At 64.7% G+C, this 17281-nt stretch carries 15 protein-coding genes, 1 pseudogene and 1 CRISPR repeat array; of the genes and pseudogenes, 7 read left to right on the plus strand and 9 right to left on the minus strand.

Annotated elements, in window-relative coordinates; translation table 11 throughout:
- Positions 1-2 precede the first annotated feature (2 nt).
- Positions 3-293 carry a CRISPR-associated endonuclease Cas2 gene (gene cas2 / locus AC6IW9_RS09305; RefSeq protein ID WP_497771798.1) on the plus strand — a complete coding sequence of 97 codons (291 nt, stop codon included), beginning with the start codon at positions 3-5 and terminating at the stop codon, positions 291-293.
- Between the two features lie 207 nt (positions 294-500).
- Positions 501-3721: a CRISPR direct-repeat array (repeat unit 32 nt; unit sequence GTCGCGCCCTTCGCGGGCGCGTGGATCGAAAC).
- A gap of 479 nt (positions 3722-4200) precedes the next feature.
- Here the strand turns inward: cas2 and AC6IW9_RS09310 are convergent.
- The 7 genes and pseudogenes from AC6IW9_RS09310 to AC6IW9_RS09340 all read right to left on the minus strand — a co-directional run.
- On the minus strand, positions 4201-4719 hold the full coding sequence (locus AC6IW9_RS09310) for a carboxymuconolactone decarboxylase family protein (protein ID WP_497771801.1): 519 nt from the start codon (positions 4717-4719) through the stop codon (positions 4201-4203).
- A 201-nt stretch (positions 4720-4920) separates the two neighbouring features.
- The gene (locus AC6IW9_RS09315; protein WP_497771803.1) at positions 4921-5853 is read right to left on the minus strand and encodes a helix-turn-helix domain-containing protein; all 933 of its coding nucleotides are present in this window, start codon (positions 5851-5853) and stop codon (positions 4921-4923) included.
- A gap of 90 nt (positions 5854-5943) precedes the next feature.
- Entirely contained in the window at positions 5944-6405 is a 462-nt protein-coding gene (locus AC6IW9_RS09320) for an NAD(P)-binding protein (RefSeq protein WP_497771806.1), read from the minus strand.
- Positions 6395-6895, minus strand: coding sequence for a hypothetical protein (locus AC6IW9_RS09325; protein WP_497771808.1), 501 nt, complete (start codon positions 6893-6895; stop codon positions 6395-6397). The genes AC6IW9_RS09320 and AC6IW9_RS09325 overlap by 11 nt, the downstream gene beginning before the upstream one ends.
- A gap of 5 nt (positions 6896-6900) precedes the next feature.
- Positions 6901-7491, minus strand: a complete 591-nt coding sequence (locus tag AC6IW9_RS09330) for a cupin domain-containing protein (RefSeq protein ID WP_497771810.1) — start codon at positions 7489-7491, stop codon at positions 6901-6903.
- Positions 7492-7874: 383 nt separating this feature from the next.
- Complete coding sequence (locus AC6IW9_RS09335) at positions 7875-9584, minus strand: thiamine pyrophosphate-dependent enzyme (protein WP_497771813.1); 1710 nt, start codon at positions 9582-9584, stop codon at positions 7875-7877.
- A 346-nt stretch (positions 9585-9930) separates the two neighbouring features.
- Positions 9931-10644, minus strand: a pseudogene (locus AC6IW9_RS09340) (alpha/beta fold hydrolase); the annotation flags it as partial.
- Between the two features lie 4 nt (positions 10645-10648).
- On the opposite strand from AC6IW9_RS09340, the gene AC6IW9_RS09345 reads away from it, so the two are divergent.
- A complete protein-coding gene (locus AC6IW9_RS09345; protein WP_497771815.1) occupies positions 10649-10831 on the plus strand; it encodes a hypothetical protein in 183 nt (60 codons plus the stop codon).
- Positions 10832-10979: 148 nt separating this feature from the next.
- On the plus strand, positions 10980-11135 hold the full coding sequence (locus tag AC6IW9_RS09350) for a hypothetical protein (protein WP_497771817.1): 156 nt from the start codon (positions 10980-10982) through the stop codon (positions 11133-11135).
- Between the two features lie 351 nt (positions 11136-11486).
- On the opposite strand, the gene AC6IW9_RS09355 is transcribed toward AC6IW9_RS09350, so the two are convergent.
- On the minus strand, positions 11487-12275 hold the full coding sequence (locus tag AC6IW9_RS09355) for an SDR family NAD(P)-dependent oxidoreductase (protein WP_497771819.1): 789 nt from the start codon (positions 12273-12275) through the stop codon (positions 11487-11489).
- Between the two features lie 240 nt (positions 12276-12515).
- Here AC6IW9_RS09355 and AC6IW9_RS09360 point away from each other — a divergent pair, with 240 nt between their 5' ends.
- From AC6IW9_RS09360 to dusA, 3 genes are all read left to right on the plus strand, one after another.
- Positions 12516-12785 (plus strand): hypothetical protein, encoded by a 270-nt coding sequence (locus tag AC6IW9_RS09360; protein ID WP_497771822.1) that lies wholly within the window; start codon positions 12516-12518, stop codon positions 12783-12785.
- Between the two features lie 146 nt (positions 12786-12931).
- Complete coding sequence (locus tag AC6IW9_RS09365; protein ID WP_497771825.1) at positions 12932-13891, plus strand: DUF5996 family protein; 960 nt, start codon at positions 12932-12934, stop codon at positions 13889-13891.
- A gap of 336 nt (positions 13892-14227) precedes the next feature.
- Positions 14228-15241 (plus strand): tRNA dihydrouridine(20/20a) synthase DusA, encoded by a 1014-nt coding sequence (dusA, locus tag AC6IW9_RS09370; RefSeq protein WP_497771827.1) that lies wholly within the window; start codon positions 14228-14230, stop codon positions 15239-15241.
- 93 nt (positions 15242-15334) lie between these two features.
- On the opposite strand, the gene cobS is transcribed toward dusA, so the two are convergent.
- On the minus strand, positions 15335-16111 hold the full coding sequence (cobS, locus tag AC6IW9_RS09375; RefSeq protein ID WP_497771830.1) for an adenosylcobinamide-GDP ribazoletransferase: 777 nt from the start codon (positions 16109-16111) through the stop codon (positions 15335-15337).
- A gap of 181 nt (positions 16112-16292) precedes the next feature.
- Here cobS and AC6IW9_RS09380 point away from each other — a divergent pair, with 181 nt between their 5' ends.
- On the plus strand, positions 16293-17276 hold the full coding sequence (locus tag AC6IW9_RS09380; protein WP_497771833.1) for an SPFH domain-containing protein: 984 nt from the start codon (positions 16293-16295) through the stop codon (positions 17274-17276).
- Positions 17277-17281: the final 5 nt, after the last annotated feature.

Here is a 17281-nt window from a genome sequence, read left to right on the forward strand (position 1 = left end):
GCATGCTGGTTCTGGTGACCTATGACGTGAGAACTTCGCAGCCGAACGGCGCAAAGCGACTGCGTCGAGTCGCGAAAGCCTGTCAGGACTTCGGTCAGCGGGTTCAATATTCGGTCTTCGAAATAGAGGTCGATCCGGCGCAATGGGCATTGCTGCGTGCTCGGCTCGAGGCGATCATCGACCAAAAGTCGGATAGTCTGCGGTACTATTTCCTGGGCGCCGACTGGCGTCGCCGCGTCGAACATGTCGGCGCTAAGCCGGCGACGGATTTCGGCGCGCCGTTGATCGTGTGAAGGCGAATGGCGGCGCTCTGCAGGCTCGGCGCGAACCTGAAGCGCGTCCAGAAGAGCCGCGAGGTTCGCGCCGCTCGTATCCCTTTGTTATCTCTGCAACACATCCGTGAGAGCCATCGGCGAGATCCGCTGCGTTGCGGCCCAAAGGATCGAGTTCGCGCAATTCATACACTTTCCGCAAGAACAATAATATTTTAGAGAAAAGCGGTCGCGCCCTTCGCGGGCGCGTGGATCGAAACAATCTCCCCGGCGCTTGCAATCGAGTCCGCGAGTGGTCGCGCCCTTCGCGGGCGCGTGGATCGAAACTCCGAACCGTCGACGTGCGACGAATAAATCATCATGTCGCGCCCTTCGCGGGCGCGTGGATCGAAACTAGATATAACGCGAAATATACATCTATTATATGAGTCGCGCCCTTCGCGGGCGCGTGGATCGAAACGACGCCTTCGTCGGCGAGTTGCGGCGGCTCGGCTGTCGCGCCCTTCGCGGGCGCGTGGATCGAAACATCCCTTCCTAGTCTCAATCGATCCTGATCTTGATGTCGCGCCCTTCGCGGGCGCGTGGATCGAAACCGCATACGTGCGGGATACGATGGCTCGCGCCTCGAGTCGCGCCCTTCGCGGGCGCGTGGATCGAAACCGCTATGTGCGCTGGGCCGAATGGCCGCGCTGGTCGTCGCGCCCTTCGCGGGCGCGTGGATCGAAACGCCTGCTCATCCCCTCGCCTCCATCGTCCGGCTCGTCGCGCCCTTCGCGGGCGCGTGGATCGAAACGATTTCGCGACGTCCTTGAGGACGGCGGCGCGGGAGTCGCGCCCTTCGCGGGCGCGTGGATCGAAACGACGATCAGCGTGAGGCGCGACGCCCAGCGCGGCGTCGCGCCCTTCGCGGGCGCGTGGATCGAAACGAGGCCGTCTTCGTCGGCGCGGATCAGCCGAATGGTCGCGCCCTTCGCGGGCGCGTGGATCGAAACAATTTCGATGTTCCGATGGCGCTCGTCGTGGTGCGTCGCGCCCTTCGCGGGCGCGTGGATCGAAACCGACGCATCGGTTCCGCGCTCACCATCCCGGCGGGTCGCGCCCTTCGCGGGCGCGTGGATCGAAACATGCCTAGGGTTTGTGAGTGCTAAGAACAATCTGGTCGCGCCCTTCGCGGGCGCGTGGATCGAAACTATTGCGAGAACTGCGGGAAGGACAATGCGGCGACGTCGCGCCCTTCGCGGGCGCGTGGATCGAAACCACGAATAATCGGCAATCAAATCCTCCGGGCAATGTCGCGCCCTTCGCGGGCGCGTGGATCGAAACCGGGCAATTGCCGAAGAGAATGGCGAGGACGCCGAGTCGCGCCCTTCGCGGGCGCGTGGATCGAAACGATTTTATATGTCGTCATAGGACAGACTCCAGGTCGCGCCCTTCGCGGGCGCGTGGATCGAAACCCAATAAGTCGGCGCGATCTCGTCCGCATAAACGGTCGCGCCCTTCGCGGGCGCGTGGATCGAAACCTACGTCGCCCCTATGGCCTATCGCCCGCGCCCTGGTCGCGCCCTTCGCGGGCGCGTGGATCGAAACGCTGTGAGGTCGTTCGCGCGCCGCTCGACAAGCGGTCGCGCCCTTCGCGGGCGCGTGGATCGAAACGTGACAAACCACCATTTCGAGTCGAGATAATCCTGTCGCGCCCTTCGCGGGCGCGTGGATCGAAACATCTTGCAGCGGACGGGGATATGTCAAAGGTCAGAGGTCGCGCCCTTCGCGGGCGCGTGGATCGAAACGGCATGGTCGCAGACGGGGCGGACGTCTACAATTGTCGCGCCCTTCGCGGGCGCGTGGATCGAAACCACCAATCCCACTGTTTGTCGCGGATCAGTTTCGAGGTCGCGCCCTTCGCGGGCGCGTGGATCGAAACCGCTCACCATGAGTACGCTGGAGATTGCTGGGCGTCGCGCCCTTCGCGGGCGCGTGGATCGAAACGCCTGCGTTGCGGCGGCGAGAGCCGAGAGGAGGCGGTCGCGCCCTTCGCGGGCGCGTGGATCGAAACGCTCGCGGAGTCGCGCGGGCGCACCCGAATCCTGGTCGCGCCCTTCGCGGGCGCGTGGATCGAAACGCGAACAGAATAGCCTATGGCATGAGCATGGGAGGTCGCGCCCTTCGCGGGCGCGTGGATCGAAACATCGTTCCGGTGACGCATGCTGGCGACGCGCGCGTGTCGCGCCCTTCGCGGGCGCGTGGATCGAAACAGTATGTGCCCTGAAAAACCGACTGTCGGTTTTCCCGGTCGCGCCCTTCGCGGGCGCGTGGATCGAAACAATTCGCGGCGGAAATCGACGCCGCGGTCCAGGGTCGCGCCCTTCGCGGGCGCGTGGATCGAAACATCGTCCTCCAATTCATCGTCCGCAGCGTCATGGGTCGCGCCCTTCGCGGGCGCGTGGATCGAAACATGGCCGAGTTCGGAAGCGAGGAATTTCGGCGCAGTCGCGCCCTTCGCGGGCGCGTGGATCGAAACGCGGTACCGAATTCGTCGCTACCGATCATCCCGAGTCGCGCCCTTCGCGGGCGCGTGGATCGAAACTATGTTGTCGGGCTCCTCGCGGCGATGGTCATGGCGTCGCGCCCTTCGCGGGCGCGTGGATCGAAACCGCTCACCATGAGCACGCTGGAGATTGCTGGGCGTCGCGCCCTTCGCGGGCGCGTGGATCGAAACAGCTCCGCTATCAGATCGACCACGGCGCCACGCTGTCGCGCCCTTCGCGGGCGCGTGGATCGAAACCATGGGCAGTCAGTCCCCAATCCCTCATCGCAAGGTCGCGCCCTTCGCGGGCGCGTGGATCGAAACATCGCCGATTCGATGATGATGAGATCGGGACGGGTCGCGCCCTTCGCGGGCGCGTGGATCGAAACAATTGCCTCGTCTACGCGATCGCCATGTCGAACAGGTCGCGCCCTTCGCGGGCGCGTGGATCGAAACGCCTCGACGACGCGCCCGTCCGCGAGCCGCCCGGTCGCGCCCTTCGCGGGCGCGTGGATCGAAACCGCGCAATCCGCATGGACGCATTCCCGTGATCGAGGAGTCGCGCCCTTCGCGGGCGCGTGGATCGAAACTGCTGCGAAAGCAAATCATTTGGAGGAATTACAATGTCGCGCCCTTCGCGGGCGCGTGGATCGAAACACGGCGTCCTGCGCCTGCCGATTCCCTTGCCCGAGTCGCGCCCTTCGCGGGCGCGTGGATCGAAACCATTGCGAGACGATCGACCATTATCGCCGCCACGGGTCGCGCCCTTCGCGGGCGCGTGGATCGAAACCACCCCGACCGCGAGCCGCCGGCGCTCGTCTCCTAGTCGCGCCCTTCGCGGGCGCGTGGATCGAAACTATTTGGCCAAAGGCTTTCGCGTCGTGGCAGTGGAAGTCGCGCCCTTCGTGGGCGCGTGGATCGAAACGTGCTCGTAATCACTGCCGCGGTCGCGCGTCTCCGGCAGTCGCGCCTTCGCGGGCGCGTGAATCAAAACCATTCTCGGCATCAGGGGCCGCGGCGATCTTCGAGAAGCCGATTTACAATTTCAACAGCTCATCCGCAATGCACGCGCCGCCGACCGAATCCTCATCACCGACCGAGCCGGCGGGCGCCGAAACGAGTGATTTGAACCTATGACGCAAGCAGCTAATTTGGCGTAAGGGAGAAATTGAAACCAACACGATGTTGGCCTCAATGTATTGATGTTACATATGATTTTGATCTAGTTGGCGATCACGGCCCGGCTCTCGGCTTCGCGCCTGTGCGCCCCCCATTTTTTCCTCGATACGGAGCGAGAATGCGGCCCATGATTGAAACGCTACCGAACTTGCCTCGCCAGCGACCAGATTTTTCAGCGCATCTCGGCGATGGCGGGCTTGGGTCGAGACCCCTCTCTATCGGGGCTCAGGGGTCGGCGTCAGGCGCCGGCGCATCGAAGCAATTCAATAGCATCGAAATGAGGCAGTAGCCGCCGATCAGGAACACGAGCTCTCCAACGCCGTCGCGTCCGAGAATGCTCACCGCCCGTCCATACGTCGAGGCAGGCAGGATGTGTCCTGTCGCCAGCGCTCGAGCCACCTCATGGGCGATTGCCTCCTCGTCGCTCAGATCGACGGGACGCCCGCCGGCTGCGAGCGTGGCGATCTGAGCATGCGCCAGACCGACGGCCGCCGCTGTAAGTTCGTGGGCATAGAGTTCGTAGCGCGCATTGAAGGTTGCGCCGACAGTCAGGATCGCAACCTCGCGCACCGTCTCGGGAAGACGAGCTTCGGAGTTCATGGCCGCAAGAAAGTTCAAGGCCGGAATGCCGAACTGGGGGAAGTGCAGCATGGGCGGAAAGGGACCGATCAGTGCGCCTTTCCCATCGAGCACGACAATTTCCGGCTGACCTCGCGCGACGAGATCGGCGATCGTGTCATGCACCTTGCGAAGCTCGGGACCGAGCGTTTCGGGCGGCAGCGGAGGCAAGCGCATGGAAAGGTCCGATCGTTCGAAGCGTCGGGGCGGCAGTTCGCCGGTCGGCCTATGCAAAAGGACGAGCAGGCTTCGACGGCGTCGGTCCTCCGACAGTTAGGAATCTTAAACATTACATGAAGAGGCCGTATTGCAGAATCTTGCTTTTGTTCATGCGAGACTGCGGCGGTATTCGCCGGGCGTCATGCCGAGGCCGCGTCGAAACGTCGTGGTCAAATGCGCTTGGCTGGAGAAGCCGCAGGCTGCGGCCACATGCTCGAGGCTGCTTCCGCCACGATCGAGCATCTCCTGCGCCCGCCGAATGCGCCGCGAAAGCACATAGGCGTGGGGGCTCATGCCGACCGTCTCCTTGAAGCGGCGGGCGAAATGATAGACGCTCATCGCCGCGACGCGGGCCAGCGACGCCAAGTCGAGATCCTGATCGATACCGGCTTCGATATAGTCGATCACATGCGCGACGCCCCGGGCGGGAATCTTTCCGAACGATGTGCGCACATGCCTTTCGGCATGGCTCGAGAAGCGCCGCACCAATATCTCCGCGAGGATCAGCGCCCAGCTGTCCAGGATGAGGTTGGTAGGCTCGATCGAAGAAAGGCCGTATCGAACCGCGCGCGCAGCTCTGCACAGCCTATCATCCCGGCTGCCCGTCGGCATCCGCAGTTCGGCGTGTGCGAGCTCCCGGTCGAAGAGGCTTTCGCAGACGGCGCCGACGAGACTGAAAGGCACATGAAAGTGGACGAAACTGACAGGATGCTCGAACCGCCAATGCGCGCCCTCGAAGGGTAGCATTGCAATGGCTCCGACCTCGGTGGGCGTCGCCTCGTTGTTGCGCCAGACGCGTCCGCCGCCCGTGTTGAGGGCGATGCTGACGAAGTCGAGGTCGCCGGTCTGTGGCGTTTCCTCGATGGTGGAATGCCAGAAGGTCGCCTTCAGCGTGGTGTTCGCGCCGAGACCGATCGTTCGGATCGGCGCGATGGTGTCGCCCTCGAGATATCTCGGCGCAGCGTCCGACGCCGCCGCGCCGCAGAAGGCGAGGCCCCGTGCGGCACATGCATCGTGCAGGCGTGGCGTGGTCTGGCCCATGCGGCGGTCTGCATTTGCTGTGCCGAAGCGCTCGAGCGCCGGCTCCGACGGCGCGCAGTAGGGCGCCCGGCGTCATGCCGAGGCTGAAGTCTAACCGCGCCCGGCAGGAAACGCCAGTCGAGAAAGCGTCCCAGTGAGCGATCTCACCCCGCGCGAGGCCTTGCCTACAGTGGCGAAAAAGCGGTCGATGGCGCCGGCCTCCTCCGGAAATCGAGCCTTCAGGCGCTCGCGAAACATGGCCTCCGATGCGGGAACGGCAAAATCGAAGCCCGGGAAATGGGGAATGTCATAGTCGGCGGGCAAGGGGTGGTATTGCGCCCGGCCATCGGCCGGATAGTTCAACACCGGGCCGGGCTCTGCGGCCAGATAATGCACGCCGGTTCCGAAATGATACCGGCCTTCTCTGGAAAATTCGTGCGTCATGCCGCCGAGCGTGTAGTATCGCTCGAGGACGAGAACGCGCTTCTCGCCGAACTCGGCGAACATGCGGGCCGCCGACAGTCCTCCAATTCCGCATCCGATCACGACGACGTCGAAATCTTCATCCGGCATCGTCGAGCGCGCTCCCGCCGATCTTCCGCTCGATGTCCTTTGCGAAGAGCGGCGTCTCTCCCTCCACATGCCGGCGCAGGAAGAGCGGCAACAGCGCCGATGTCGCTAGAAGCGTCAGCAGCATGGGCATGCGCGTCTCGACCGTGCAGCGGAACAGGGCGCTCTCGCTGTCCCTGCGCTCCACGTCGAGCGTCCAGATCACCTCGATGGCGGCGGGAACGAGGTGCATGACGTAAACGCGCGTATTCCTCGAATGCATGACGACATGGTCGGGCGCTGACTGTGTGGCGAGGTAATGGTGGACCAGCAAATGGCCGCCGACGCTTTCGACATTGACCGTCCCGAGCGTTCCGTTCTCGCGGAAGGCGCCGGCCGCGCGATGGCCGGGCGAGCACGCCTGATATTCACGGTCGGACAGGTTCGCGAGCCACGTCACGAGGTCGATGCGTTCCGCCGGGCGATCGATCGAGGTCTCGCATGAGGCCTTCATCGTCTTCACAATCCGTCCGTGAACCGGCCGTCGATCAGGATGAACGCCATACGACAGTTCCTTCCGGATCGGTTCGCCCAGGCGTGGTTCGTGCCGCGCTGGATGACGATGTCGCCGACGCGGATCGTCGTTTCGGCGAGATCCATGACCAGCGTCATCTCGCCCTCCAGCACGATTCCGTAATCGATCGTCTCGGTGCGGTGCATGAGCGGGTGCGGAGCGCCAGCTTTGGATTGCGACGCCTCTGCGCCGCCCATCTCGCCGAAGTGCGCGCGCGCCTCGGCCTCGCTCAACCGACGAATTTCGTCGCCCTCGGGCGGGAAGTCGATTACGCGAATCCGGGTGCCTCCCTTGGGAGGCGCCAGCGCCAAGCCGTTCTCGGCAGGTTCGCCGGACCGCCGGTCGATCAGGGCCGGCGTCTCGTTCGTGCTCCAGATTTCGAAGAACGTCGGGCCGCCGGGCCCGCCCACTTGCACGATGCGTGCGGGCGACGCATCGGAAATGACGACGGCGCTCCCGGTCTCATCGTGACCCGTCACGATCCGCCTGAATGGTCTTTGCATCTCGCCGTCGTCCTTTCGCAGCTTGCGCCGCACTGCGAGCATTGGCGCGCCGGTGCGTGCTCATGGGACGGCCGGCGTCGGCGGAGGGCGTCCACGCGCGAGCAGAGCCGTCCAAAAAAATCGGGCGCCCCATGTTTCAGGTGATCTCTGGCGCGTATCGACCACTAGCATTTCGTAGCGCCGGAAATCTATCCGCTCAGAAAATCCGGCAGCAAAAAAGCAAGAATTTGAAAAGCCGGCGCGCCGCGTATCCGGTCCGAGATGGGCGCGCCAATCGGAACGAAAAGGCTCCGACACATGTCGGAGCTCGAGCCGGCGACATGCTGTCTCGCGATCGGCGAATCCACATGATGGGACATGACGCTCCCTCCCGATGTCGGTTGCGGAGGACGATGGTCCACGACGCGCTCGGGCGCCTATGTCTCCAACGCCCCTTTCGCCAAATCGATGACGTCGTCGGCGCGCCCGGCCAGAATCGCCTTCGCCGAATAGAGCGCGGCGCCGAGCACTTGGCTGACTTCGATCTTCGGCGGCATGACGAGCTCATTGCGAGCGACCACCACATCCAGCAGAGCCGGGCCGGGCGCCGAGAGCCAGGCGCGGACGGCCTCGTCCACGTCGGCCGGATTCTCGACGCGGCGGCCCCATAGGCCGATCGTCTCGGCTACGCGCGAGAAATCCGGATTGCGCAGGTCGGTATAGGTGTCGAGCAGGCCTTCCACTTTCTGCTCGAGCTCGACGAAACCGAGCGCGCCATTGTCGAAGACGCAGATCTTGATCGGCAGCTTCTCCTGTATGGTCGTGAGCAGGTCGCCCATCAGCATGGCGAGGCCGCCGTCGCCGGAGAACGAGATCACCTGGCGGCCGGGATAGGCGGCTTGCGCGCCGAGCGCCTGGGGCATGGCGTTCGCCATGGTGCCGTGGCTCAGGCTCGTGATGGTGCGGTTTGCGCCCGTCGAGGGCACATGGCGCAGGCACCAGACCATCGGCGAGCCGCCATCCGCCGTGTAGACGGCGTCGGCGGCGGCATGTGTCGCGATCGTTTCCGCGAGATATTGCGGATGGATCGGACCGCCGCTCGTGGCGCGCCGTTCGAACTCGGCCTCGCCCTTCTCGGCCTCGGCCAGCAGGGCGTCCAGGAAACGGCGATCAGTCCGCGCCTTGATCTTCGGCAATAGCGCTGCGAGCGTCGGCGCTATGTCGCCGACTGCGGCAATGTCGACCGGATGGCGACGGCCGAGATGCGCGCCGTCGATGTCGATCTGGATGATGGTCGCGCGCTCGGGGTAGAATTGCCGCCAGGCGAAGTCGCAGCCGAGCAGCAGCAGCGTGTCGCATTCCGTGAGCGCGCGATAGCCGCCCTTCGTGCCGAACATGCCGGTCATGCCGACGTCATAGGGGTTGTCGTGCTCCAGGAAATCCTTGGCGCGCGAAGTGCGGGCGACCGGAGCCTGGAGCCGCTCGGCGACGGCCACGACCTCGTCGTGCGCCTGCGCGCAGCCGGAGCCTCCATAGATCGCGATGCGGTCGCCGGCGTCGAGCGCATCCGCGATGCGGTCGAGCTCCGCGTCGCTGGGGCGCACGACCGGCTTCGCATGGTGCACGGCGAAGTCCGGTTCGTCGGGGGCTGCGGCATGCGACACGTCGACCGGCACGATCAGCACGGCGACGCCCTTCCTGGATAGCGCCGCCTGCGCCGCCATCGCGGTCATCCGCCGGGCCTGGCTCGGCGTCCTGATCTCTTCGCAGAAAACCGTGCCCTTGGCGTAGACGGCCTTGAAGTCGACTTCCTGCGGAAATTCGAAGCCCAGTTCGTCGCGCGTGATCTGGCTGGCGATCAGCACCACCGGCGCCCGGTTGCGATTGCTCTCCCAGAGACCGTTGATGAAGTGCAGGCCGCCCGGGCCGCAGGAGCCGGCGCACAGCGCGAGCTCGCCCGTCAACAGCGCGTCGGCGCCGGCGGCCATGGCGCCCGCTTCCTCGTGGCGGACGTGCACAAAGCGCAGCTCGGAACGCCGCACCGCATCGGTGAAGTAATTCAGCGTATCGCCGGGGACGCCATAGCAACGCTTCGCGCCCGCTTTGGATAGCGCTTCGATCATCACGTCGGCGACTCTGCGTGTCATACGCGCCTCCTCCCGCTTCGAGAGCCGGTCTCGATGAAGCCGTAGTGCGCGAGAAGCCCGTTCGCGGCGTGCGGCGTCGCCATTGGTACGGGCCCCAGCTCGGCTTCGATCGCCGCAGCCAGCATCTCGTTCACGCTCCGACATGGCGCGCTGCGCCTTCACCGGAGGGCGGTCACGAGATGCGCCACCAAGAAACTCGTCCTCCGGATAGTCGCCCACAAGATGCGCGGCTCTCGAAATCGTCCGGCCCGACGCAGCCGGTGATCGGGCCTCGGATCGCGGTGAAGCGCGCGCGGAAATCCAGCACGCCTGCGCCCATAAAAGTCGAAGCCGACAGCCTTTCGTATCAGCTCCGGATAAACGCCAGCAGATCGGCGTTGAGCCGATCCTGATGCGTGACCGGCAGACCGTGCGGGGCTCCGGCATAGACCTCGAGCGCCGCGTTCGGCGCGATCTCGGCGGAACGACGGCTCGCCGCATCGATCGGCACGATCTGATCGTCGTCGCCCTGGATGACGAGCGTCGGCACGGTCATCTTCTCGAGGTCTCCGGTGAAGTCCACTTCGGAGAATTCGTGGACGCAGTCGTAATGGCCTTTGACGTCGCCCATCATGCCCTGCAGCCAGAAGGATTCACGAACACCCTCGGAGATCGCGGCGCCGGGGCGGTTGTAGCCGAAGAACGGCAGGGTGAGGTCCTTGTAGAACTGCGGACGATTGTCCGCGATGGCCTTGCGGATGCCGTCGAACACTTCGAGCGCGGTCCCCAGCGGATTGGCCGGCGTCTTCAGCATCAGCGGCGGAACGGAGCTGACGAGAACTGCTTTGGCGACACGTCCGACGCCATATTTGCCGATGTAACGCGCGACCTCGCCTCCGCCCGTCGAGTGGCCGACGAGCACGGCGTTCTTCAGATTCAGCTTCTCGAGCAATTCGGCAAAATCGTCGGCATATTGCTCCATGGTGTTGCCACCCCGGCTCTGCTCGGAGCGGCCGTGGCCTCGCCGGTCATGAGCGATCACTCGGAACCCCTCGGAGCCGAGGAAGAGCATCATCTTCTCCCCTATGCAGCGTCGCGTCCCCTATGTAGCGTTGTTGCGCGTGGCGTTCGGCGCCGCGCCGTCGGTCGACTGCCTGCGGGCCCGGCCGATCGGCTCTGGGATCGACGATTTCGATTGGCGGTCCGCGACGACGGGCCAGGCATTGCTCCAGCTGCGCCTGCCGGGTTTCGTCGAGGGCGGACTCTAGGCATGACAATCAAGGCGGTTCTTGCGATCGGCTCGAGGGCTCGCTCCAGGTCGTCGGCGAACGGGGCGCTGTTCGAGCACGGAGTTCGCCATACGTCGCCTTCCGCGGCATCGACTGCCGGCGTCGGCCGTTCCCGTGATGGACTGGATTGAAAGCCGTCGAGACGATTGCCGCCAACATGGACGAGGCGATTGCAGCACTCGAAGCCGAACTGCCGGCCAACTTCCCGCAAGAGCTGCATGAAGCCGTGAAAGCCGGCATTCGAGGCCGCATGCGGGTGCTCGAAGGAGGGCTCCACAATTAGCATTACAGTTGCTTTCTGAGGCGGGCCCGCCTTGCTTCGGCTTGATGCGCTCTTCGCCAAGTCGACCATGCGATGACAAACTCGGGACGAATTCGTTCTCGTGCGAGACGCGTGGCGATGCGTCGGATTTCCTGCATCGACCAGCGGATCAGAGGGTCGTCGATCGAGGCCGCGCAGCTTTTGTCGTCATTGGGCGACGCGTCTTTTTTTAGGGGCGGCGCAACAGCGACGCCGCCATACGGAGCTTGCTGCCGAGACGATCCATCATCGTTTTCAATTCGACGCGCTCGGGGTCGGCAAAAGCGCTCCCATGGCGTCGACCCGTGACGCATCCTGCTGCCGAGCGTTCCGCTATGCGATCGTATCGACCACGCCGCCATCGACTCGTAGCGCCGCGCCCGTGGTCGCCGACGCTCGAGGAGAACACACATACACGACCATATTGGCGACTTCCGTCGGCGTGGCGGGGCGCTGGATGATCGAAGAGGGCCGGTTCTGCCGCACGAACTCCACGGCCGTCTCGTCGATCGGCTTCGTTCCGTCTTTGGCCTTCAGCATAGCTTTCACCCCTTCTGTCATGGTCGGGCCGGGAAGCACCGAATTGACCGTGACCGCGCTGCCCGCCACGCGCTTGGCTAGGCCGCGCGAAATCGACAGCACCGCTGTCTTGGTGAAGCCGTAGTGAATCATGTCGGCTGGAATGTTCAGCGCCGATTCCGACGACAGGAAAACGACACGCCCCCAGTCGCGCGCCAGCATTCCTGGCAGATAGGCGCGCGACAGGCGAACGCCCGACATGACATTGATCTCGAAATAGCGAGTCCACTCGCTGTCGGGGGTGTCGAAAAAGTCGCGCGGGCCGTATATGCCGGCGTTATTGACGAGAATATCGATGTTCGGCTCGGCTTTCACCAGCAGCGCGCACTGTTCGGCGCTGCCCACATCGGCCGTGACGCCGCGGACTTCGGCGCCGGGCGCGATGCTCCGGAGTTTTTCCACCGCCTCGTCGACGGAGGATTGCGTGCGGCCGTTCAGCACGACCGCCGCGCCGCTTTCGGCGAGACCCTGCGCGATGGCGAAGCCGATCCCTGCGGTCGATCCGGTGACGAGGGCGATCTTGTTCGAAAGATCGATGTTCATGAGGGGCCTCCCGATTTCGATCTACTTAGGGTCGGTCGTCGCTCGAGGAGAGCGAACTCGACCATTCGGAAAAGCGCGCCGAGCCTTCGACTTTCAGCAGCTTCGGCCACGGGGGCAACGACCTCGGCGCCACTTTTGGGGGGCCGATGGGGACGCAGAAGCGATCAGCGACATGAACGAGAAACTTGCGTCACTGCAAAGTTCGTGTAGGTGTCGTCATCCTGATTCGGGAGTGAACCTATGGCGCTCAGCAAACGTCAAGTTAGCCAGTTACAAAAGATCGTCGAAACTGTGCAGGCGATCCTTGCGGCGGAACAGAAGCAGGGGTCCCGGCCGAGCAAGCGGAAAACGGCTTCACGCGATTCTGCCGGTAAGACGACCTCCCGACGGTCCGGAAAAGAACTCGCGGCTTTCCGCAAGGCGTTACGCGCGGAACGTAAGAGCGGCGTTCCCGTCGCCGAGATCGCCAAGCGACACAAGGTCAGCAAGTCCTATATCTATCAGCTCTAGCTGAGGATGCTCGGAGCCGGCGCGCGTCGCCCCTTGCAATCCTATGTGGAGCGCGACTGTTGTCGTATTTCGAATATCGTCCTTCTCATCGGTGCAACTCGCCCTACGTGACGCCGTGTTTCCCGTCATTTTCGTGAGAGGCCGACGTGGCGGCGTGCGACGGAAATCGAGAATGTTGGCCGGAACTCCCATACGAGCTGTGGCGAGACACCTGCTCGACGCTCCAGCTGAAATCCCAGATCATAGGCAAAATTCGACTTTCGCATACGCCATGGCTCAATCACTCCTGGCATGTGACGCTCTATGTAACGGGGCGTGGCCTGACGACGTCCCCGATTCCGCTCGGCGAGGGCGTTTTTCAAATCGACTTCGATTTCGTCGATCATCTGCTGCGTCTCGAAACCAGCGACGGACGCCGCCTCGACATTCCTCTTCGCGAGCAGTCGGTCGCCGAATTTTTCGCGACCGTCATGGCGGCGTTGACCGATCTCGGTATCGGCACGAAAATCAACGAATGGCCGAACGAGATTCCGGACCGGATTCGTTTCGGTGAGGATCGAGCGCACTCGGCCTATGATCCTGAATATGTGAACCGGTTCTGGAAGGCCCTGGTACAGATCGATCGCGTGTTCGAGTTTTTCCGCACGGGCTTTATCGGCAAGTGCAGCCCGGTTCATTTCTTCTGGGGCAGTTTCGACCTCGCAGTGACCCGATTTTCCGGCCGCCGCGCGCCCCTTCATCCGGGCGGCGTTCCAAATCTTCCGGACAAAGTCACGCGCGAAGCTTATTCCCACGAGGTGAGCAGCGCCGGCTTCTGGCCGGGCGGCGGCGGACCCGTCGAATATCCGGCGTTTTATTCTTATGCCTATCCAGAGCCTGCGGGATTCCGTGACGCCGTCGTCCGGCCGGAGGGCGCGTTCTACAGCGAGCAGCTACGAGAGTTTATTCTCCCTTACGATGTCGTGCGAACCGCCGCGTCGCCGGACAAGACGCTGCTCGAATTTCTAAGGAGCACGTATGAAGCCGCGGCCGATGCCGCGGACTGGGACCGAGCGGCGCTCGAATGCCCACTGGGTGAAGTCGGCGTTCCACGCATGGTCTCTTGAACACGAAACCAGACCAGGCAAGACGGGCGAATTCACTCCCGTCTGCGGACGAGGCGTCGCTTGCAGCGAAAGGACATTTGCAAGTGATTTCCTTTCACCGATCGACGCAACTCCTATTCGTCGCGGCGGCCCACACGATGCGATGATGAAACATCTCGTCGACGTATTTCCCTTTGCGTCGAACTTGAGCGCGCCAGGAACCGGACCCGAGCCTCGTGAAGGTCGCCATCGCGTGTGCGCTCTGTGTGCGCCGAGAAAGTCGAAAAGGAGCGAAAAGTGTCGTATCGAGGCGTGCCGGAGAGTGCGCATGAACCGACCTATGGCCTTGAGACTAAAATGAAATCGCTTATAGATCAAGATATTAGATTCGCCGTGGCGCCTATGATGGAATGGACCGACCGCCATTGTCGGTCCTTTCATCGGCTGATGTCGCGCCGCGCACGGCTCTATACGGAAATGCTCACCACCGGCGCCGTGATCTTCGGCGATCGCGAGCGGCTGCTCGGCTTCGATCCCGCCGAGAAGCCGCTCGCGCTGCAGCTCGGCGGCGCCGATCCGGCGGAGCTCGCGAAAGCCGCGCGAATCGCCGCGCCTTTCGGCTATGACGAGATCGACCTCAATGTCGGCTGTCCCTCCGACCGCGTGCAGAACGGCGCCTTCGGAGCCTGTTTGATGCTGCGTCCCGATCTCGTCGCCGGTTGCGTGAAGGCGATGAAGGACGCCATCGACCTCCCCGTCACGGTCAAGTGCCGCATCGGCGTCGACGACCAGGAGCCGCGGACGGCGCTGTTCGAACTGGCCGAGCGCGTCGTCGGCGCGGGCTGCGACGCGTTGATCGTCCATGCGCGCAAGGCCTGGCTCTCCGGCCTCTCTCCCAAGGAAAATCGTGACGTTCCGCCGCTCGACTACGCGCTCGTGCATGAGCTGAAGCGCGCCTTTTCGTCCGTTCCGATCGCCGTCAACGGCGGGCTCGAAACGATCGCTCAAATGCGCATGCAGCTCGAGCATGTCGACGGCGTGATGGTCGGCCGCGCCGCCTATCGGAACCCGGAGCTTCTGCTCGAGGTCGATCCGGCGCTGTTCGGCGAGGAGGCGCCGCTCGCGGACAGCTTCGCGGCGGTCGAAGCTTTCGTCCCTTATATCGAAGCGCAGCTGCGGCGCGGCGAGCGGCTCTCGTCGATGACGCGACATATGCTCGGTCTCTTCGCCGGCAAACCGGGAGCGCGCGCCTTTCGCCGCCGCCTCGCTTGCGAGGCCGTGCGTCCAGGCGCCGGGGTCGACGTCTTGCTGTCGGCTATGGGCGAGGTGCGCCGCGCGACCCAGCGCATGGCGGAAGCCGCGGCGATCTGATCGGTTCGAACGCCGCGTGCGGGGCTCGTCGAGAAAGCCGCCTCATTCGAAGAGCAAATCCCCGCCGCGCGCTGTGGCTTTCGCGGCCGGGAATCAGGCCCACCGCGCCGCGAAGGCGAGCAGCGCCACGATCTCCGCCGCCTGCTGCGCGGCGCCGAGCACGTCGCCGGTGAGGCCGCCGATCTGGCGCTCGGCGAGCTTCGCCGTGGCGCAGGCCGCGCCCGCCGCGCCCGCCGCCGCGAGCAGAGCGCCCCCGAGCGACGCGCCCATTGCGAGCGGCAGCAGGGCCATCGCGGCGGCGAGCAGCGCCGCCGTCCGAAGCGCCTGCTCGAACGGCCGCATGGCCGCCTTGCCGGCGCCGTCGCCGCGGGCGGGCGCCAGCATCATGATCGGCGCGAGCCCCGCCGTCCGCGACAGCGCCGCCGTGAACACGAGGACCGCCGCAGCCTGAAAGACGGAGCGTTCGGCCACGGCCGAGAGCGCGCCGACGCGCAACATCAGCGAGAGCGTCAAGGCGATCGCCCCATAGGAGCCGAGCCGGCTGTCGCGCATGATCTCGAGCTTCTCTTCGCGCGTCGCGCCGCCGCCGAACCCGTCGGCGAGATCGGCGAGCCCGTCCTCGTGCAGCGCTCCGGTGACGAGGACGAGCGCGCCGACGGCGATCGCGGCCGCGAGAAAAGGCGGCAGCCCGAGCGCGCGTGCGGCGAGCAGCGCCGCCGCCGCGCAGGCGCCGATGAGCGCGCCGGCCAGCGGCAGCGCCCGCACCGCCGTGCGGAAGTTCGGCATCTCGTGCCCCCCCGGCGCGGGCGCCGGCAGGCGGGAGTAGAAGCGAAGACAGGCGAAGAGATCGTCTCGAATCGCGCGTTCCATGACGCCCTCATGGAGCCTGATCCGCGATTTGTCGAGCGGTTCGCGGTCGCGCGTGGTAGCCTGCTGAACAAGAGCGCGGCGGCAAATGCAAAAAGCGAAAGATGTGCGCTTGCGCACATCGGGCGCCGGCGCCGGCCGCTAGGACCGAGTTCGCCTCTCGAAGTCGTCAGGGAATATCGTCATGGGCTCCTCGCTTCTCATCGTCGGCGTCGTCGCCATCGCTCTGCTGATTCTGGATCAGAGCCTCGGCCTCGGCCTGCCGCTCGGCCTCCTCCACAGTCCCGTGTTCTGGTTCGCCTATGTCGCGGCGCTCGCGCTCGCCACCATGGTGCGCTTCGTGCGCCAGCAGACAGTGCTCGTCATCGAGCGGCTCGGCCGCTACAACCGGACGCTCGGCGCCGGCGTCAATTTCGTGTGGCCGATCGTCGAGCGCGCCGCCTATACCTTCGATCTGCGCGAGCAGGTGATCGACGTCCCCGAGCAGGCCGCGATCACCAAGGACAACGCCACGGTGACGATCGACGGCGTGCTCTATTACAAGATCGTCAACGCCAAGGACGCGGCTTACGGCGCGCAGGACATCAACCGCGCCATCATCAATCTCGCCCAGACCAGCATGCGCTCGGCGATCGGCTCCATGGAGCTCGACAAGACCTTCGAGAATCGGAGCGAGATCAACGAGCGCGTCGTGCGCGCCGTCTCCGACGCCGCGCAGCTCTGGGGCGCGCATGTGACGCGCTACGAGATCAAGGACATTACGATGCCCGAGTCGCTGCGCCAGTCGATGGAGCGGCAGATGAAGGCCGAGCGCGACAAGCGCGCCGCCGTGCTCGAATCGGAGGGCGTGAAGCAATCCGAGATCAATCGCGCCGAGGGCGAGAAGCAGGCGGCGATCCTGCGCGCAGAAGGCCAGGCGCGGGCGATCGAGCTGGTGCGCCAGCAGATCAGCGAGCAAGGCGGCGACAAGGCCGTGCAGCTGGAAGTGGCGAAATTCGCCATCGAGCAATATGGCCGCCTCGCCAAGACCGGCAATTCGCTGGTGCTGATGGGGGAGGGCGCCGATCCGGCCGGCTGGGTGGCCAAGGCCATGGCCGTGCTGAAGACGGCGAGCGTTTCCGGCTCCGCGCCGCAGAGCGCTGCGCAGCCTTGGCGCAAGAGCGAGTGAGACCC

Source organism: Methylosinus sp. shoA, assembly GCF_059718125.1.

Excerpts from the sequence above, each read along its gene's own strand:
- cas2 (WP_497771798.1), top strand. The coding sequence starts at position 3 with ATGCTGGTTCTGGTGACCTATGACGTGAGAACTTCGCAGCCGAACGGC.
- AC6IW9_RS09315 (WP_497771803.1), bottom strand. The coding sequence starts at position 5,853 with ATGGGCCAGACCACGCCACGCCTGCACGATGCATGTGCCGCACGGGGC.
- AC6IW9_RS09320 (WP_497771806.1), bottom strand. The coding sequence starts at position 6,405 with ATGCCGGATGAAGATTTCGACGTCGTCGTGATCGGATGCGGAATTGGA.
- AC6IW9_RS09325 (WP_497771808.1), bottom strand. The coding sequence starts at position 6,895 with ATGAAGGCCTCATGCGAGACCTCGATCGATCGCCCGGCGGAACGCATC.
- AC6IW9_RS09335 (WP_497771813.1), bottom strand. The coding sequence starts at position 9,584 with ATGACACGCAGAGTCGCCGACGTGATGATCGAAGCGCTATCCAAAGCG.
- AC6IW9_RS09345 (WP_497771815.1), top strand. The coding sequence starts at position 10,649 with ATGCAGCGTCGCGTCCCCTATGTAGCGTTGTTGCGCGTGGCGTTCGGC.
- AC6IW9_RS09355 (WP_497771819.1), bottom strand. The coding sequence starts at position 12,275 with ATGAACATCGATCTTTCGAACAAGATCGCCCTCGTCACCGGATCGACC.
- AC6IW9_RS09360 (WP_497771822.1), top strand. The coding sequence starts at position 12,516 with ATGGCGCTCAGCAAACGTCAAGTTAGCCAGTTACAAAAGATCGTCGAA.
- dusA (WP_497771827.1), top strand. The coding sequence starts at position 14,228 with ATGAAATCGCTTATAGATCAAGATATTAGATTCGCCGTGGCGCCTATG.
- cobS (WP_497771830.1), bottom strand. The coding sequence starts at position 16,111 with ATGGAACGCGCGATTCGAGACGATCTCTTCGCCTGTCTTCGCTTCTAC.
- AC6IW9_RS09380 (WP_497771833.1), top strand. The coding sequence starts at position 16,293 with ATGGGCTCCTCGCTTCTCATCGTCGGCGTCGTCGCCATCGCTCTGCTG.